The following is a 3,488-nucleotide window of genomic DNA, read 5'->3' on the forward strand; positions in this document are numbered from 1 at the left end:
TGCCAGCGCGGACATCATCGCTCAGCAGGCGGCTTCGGCGGCGCACGCCCCGCAAGTCGTCACTCTTGAATTGACTGCGCGGAATCGGCGTCGATATAACGCGGCTTCGCGTTCTGCAAGTCGCGCGTGTTCTTCTGCACAGCCACCGAGCCGAACAGCGCGAGCACGAACGACATCGCATAAAAGCCCTTCTCGCTCAACTGCAGCGTCGCGTTGAAGAGGCCGACGATCAGCAGCGCGATCGACAGCAGCAGCGCGATCCAGCTGAGGCCGTAGTAGATGCCGGTGACGGGAATGCCTTCCGCGCGGTCGCGCACGCTCTTCTGCAGCGAGATCGCCGCATAGAGGCCGAACACCAGCACGGTGAAGTAGTAGCCCTTCTCGTTGAGCTGCATACCGGCGTTCCAGAGCCCGATGAGGAAGGCCGCGAAACCGGCGAGCAGCGCGGCCCACGATGCGGCCACGAACGCGAACGACGGTTGCTGGATGGTGGTCTGGTTCATTGCTTTGCCCTCTCTTTCTTGTTGTTCGAAGTCGTTGTCATTGAACTGCGTTTTGCGCATGGTAGCAGCTTTGGCGCGCGTCACGACGGGCACGATTGCATGCTCACGTTTCGCGCCGCGCGCGCCGCCAGCGCCCCGGCGTCGTGCCGAGCACCGCGCGAAACGCCTTGCCGAACGCGGCCTCGGACTGGTAGCCGACCGCCTGGCCGATTTCCGCCTGTCCGCGCTGCGTGTCCTGGAGCAGCGCGCACGCGTGCATCATCCGGATCTGCGCGACGAACGCGCCGACACTCATGCCGGCCTTCTCGCGGAAATGTCGCGCGTAGGTCGCGCGCGACATCGCTGCCTCGGCGCCGAGCGATTCGACCGTCCACGGTTGCGCCGGCGCCTGCAGCACGGCCTGGACCGACGGGCCCAGCCGCGCATCGGCCGCAAGCGCGAGCCAGCCGGACGGTACGCGCGCACCGCGACCGTACGCGCGCAGCGCATACGCCAGCAGCGCCTGCCCGAGCGCATTCACGATCGCGCCGGCACCCGGCTGCACGTTCGACGCCTCGGTACGCAGCACACTCGTCAGCAATTGCAGCGGCGCCGCCCCCGAAGTGTCGCGCAACCCCACGTGCAACACCTGCGGCAGTGTACGCATCAGCAGTTCCGCCCGCGCCGCGCGCATAGACGAACCGTCCGCAGAGCAGATCCACGCTCGCGCCGCCCGGTTCGACCGGATCGAGATTCGACTTGACCGGCAGCACCGCGCCGTCGCCGACGCGCGAATCGCGCAGCGGCACGAGTGGCTTCGAGCGGCCGCCCGCTGCGTCGAGCAGGTCGTGCGCACCGCCTGCGGACAGCAGCACGAAATCGCCCTCGGCGAGTTGCAGCGTGCGCCCGTCGGCGGCACGCAGCCGGCAGGCGCCGGCCAGCACCAGATGGAACGCCGCCTCGCCGGGCGGCAGCGGGTCGTGCGGCATCGCGAACGGGCCGTCGAGCAGGCAGCGCACGTCGAGTTCGACATGGCTGCGGCCCAGCGACAGCAGTTGGCTCAATGCATCCATGAGACGATTGCGCTAAAAATTGACACTCTAGCGTATCGAAACCCTCAGCGCGAGCGATCAGAATAGGCTTGCATCGCCCGAGATCGCGGCACCCGCCGCCCTCCTCACTCTTCTCGACAAGGACGCATCATGCTGAACTGGAACGAATACCGGAAGGAACTCTCGACCCGTATCGGGGACATCGCCAAGCTGTCGCCCGATACGCTGGCCGGCTACAAGGCGCTATCCGGCGCGGGCGCCAAGACCGGCCATCTCGACGCGAAAACCCGTGAGCTGATCGCGCTCGCGGTGGCCGTCACGACGCGCTGCGACGGCTGTATCGCCGTGCATACGGCCGAAGCGGCCAAGCATGGCGCGACCAAGGAAGAAGTGGCGGAGGCGCTCGGCGTCGCGATCGCGTTGAATGCGGGCGCGGCGCTCGTCTATTCGGCGCGTGTGATGGACGCGCTCGGCGACTGAGCCGGCACGGTGCGGCACGGCCCACGTGCCGCACCGCACCGAACTGCTGCATTGCATGGCGCCGAGCCACATGGTCGCGCGGTCGCGTATCGCGCGGAGGCGGCCGCCACGTATGACGATTGTGGCTGAGCCGCCCGGACGCGGCGACGTCGCGGAGTCGGCTACCATGCGCGAACGATACATCGTGAAGGAGCGCTCCATGTGCCGCTGGCTCGCCTATACGGGCAATCCGATCCATCTGGAAACCGTGCTGTTCCGCGCGAAGCATTCGCTGATCGACCAGAGCCTGCATTCGGAGCTGGGCGCCACGACCACCAACGGCGACGGCTTCGGCATCGGCTGGTACGGGCATCCCGACGAACTCCCGTTCCGCTATCGCTCCGTACATCCCGCATGGAACGACCGCAACCTGCGCGAAGCCGCGCGTGCGATCCGCTCCCGGATGTTCATCGCACACATCCGCGCAGCGACCGACACGCCCGTGCAGGAAACCAACTGCCACCCGTTCCGCCACGGCCGCTGGCTATTCGCGCACAACGGGCTGATCCGCGACTTCCACAAGCTGCGCCGCGACCTGACGATGAAGGTCGACCCGGCGCTATTCCCGACGCTCGAAGGCTCGACCGATTCCGAGCTGATGTTCCGCCTCGCGCTGACGTACGGTCTCGAGCAGGCGCCGCTGCCGGCGCTCGAACGGATGGTCGGCGTGGTCGAGGAAACCGCCACGCGGCATCGCGTCGCCGATCCGCTCAACATGACGATCTGCGCGACCGATGGCGAACGGATCGTCGCGGTGCGTTACTCGAGCGAACGGCAATCGCGCTCGCTGTTTCACAGTACGTCGTTCAAGCATCTGCACGAGCTGTATCCGCATAACCCGCGTATCGCCGAAGCCGGCGATGATGCGTTCATGGTCGTGTCGGAGCCGCTCGTCGACCTACGCGGCGCGTGGGAGGAAGTGCCGGAGGGCATGGCGATCGTCGCGCATGGCGCCGATGTGCAGCAGCGACCGTTCGGGCCGCGGCACAAGTGACATCCGGCAGTCCTGACGAAAGCGAGCGTGATAAGACGATTGTGACGATCCGGCTTTTAAGGGCCGGCGCGTGGTGCTGCCGAAGTAATCGGAAGGGATGCCAATCGTCACCCGACAAAGATAATCGACCCACACGTCGAATAATCCCCAATTCGATAATGAGCGACAGAGTCGCATCACGAAGGCGGACGCCACGCGCACTCCTCTGTGGTTTTCGCCGAATAAAAAATTAATACTCTTGCGATTTCATACCCACCAGGAACGGGGGCGATAATCGAAACACGGCCGAAGACATATGTGTCGAGGAATTCCGCAACACGTCGACGGGCACCGTTGCCCTGCTTCCGACGATTCCGCCGCAAGCTGCTCGCTCCCGCCTCCCTCATGGCACCGGGCCGGTCGGGACGTACCGCAAACTCAGTGGGGCAATGAAATGGGGCC

3 protein-coding genes and 1 pseudogene are annotated in these 3,488 nt (G+C 65.7%); 2 read left to right on the top strand and 2 right to left on the bottom strand.

Going from position 1 to position 3,488, the window contains the following annotated elements; all coding sequences use genetic code 11:
* Positions 1-59: 59 nt before the first annotated feature.
* On the bottom strand, positions 60-503 hold the full coding sequence (gene yiaA / locus JMF90_RS29470) for an inner membrane protein YiaA (RefSeq protein ID WP_011544671.1): 444 nt from the start codon (positions 501-503) through the stop codon (positions 60-62).
* A 103-nt stretch (positions 504-606) separates the two neighbouring features.
* Positions 607-1,555, bottom strand: a pseudogene (locus JMF90_RS29475) (cupin domain-containing protein).
* A gap of 129 nt (positions 1,556-1,684) precedes the next feature.
* Here JMF90_RS29475 and JMF90_RS29480 point away from each other — a divergent pair.
* Positions 1,685-2,014 (top strand): carboxymuconolactone decarboxylase family protein, encoded by a 330-nt coding sequence (locus tag JMF90_RS29480; RefSeq protein WP_006484989.1) that lies wholly within the window; start codon positions 1,685-1,687, stop codon positions 2,012-2,014.
* Positions 2,015-2,213: 199 nt separating this feature from the next.
* Entirely contained in the window at positions 2,214-3,047 is an 834-nt protein-coding gene (locus JMF90_RS29485; protein WP_054927435.1) for a class II glutamine amidotransferase, read from the top strand.
* Positions 3,048-3,488 lie beyond the last annotated feature (441 nt).

It is taken from the genome of Burkholderia sp. E168m23, from assembly GCF_016586125.1.
GTDB lineage: Bacteria > Pseudomonadota > Gammaproteobacteria > Burkholderiales > Burkholderiaceae > Burkholderia > Burkholderia orbicola.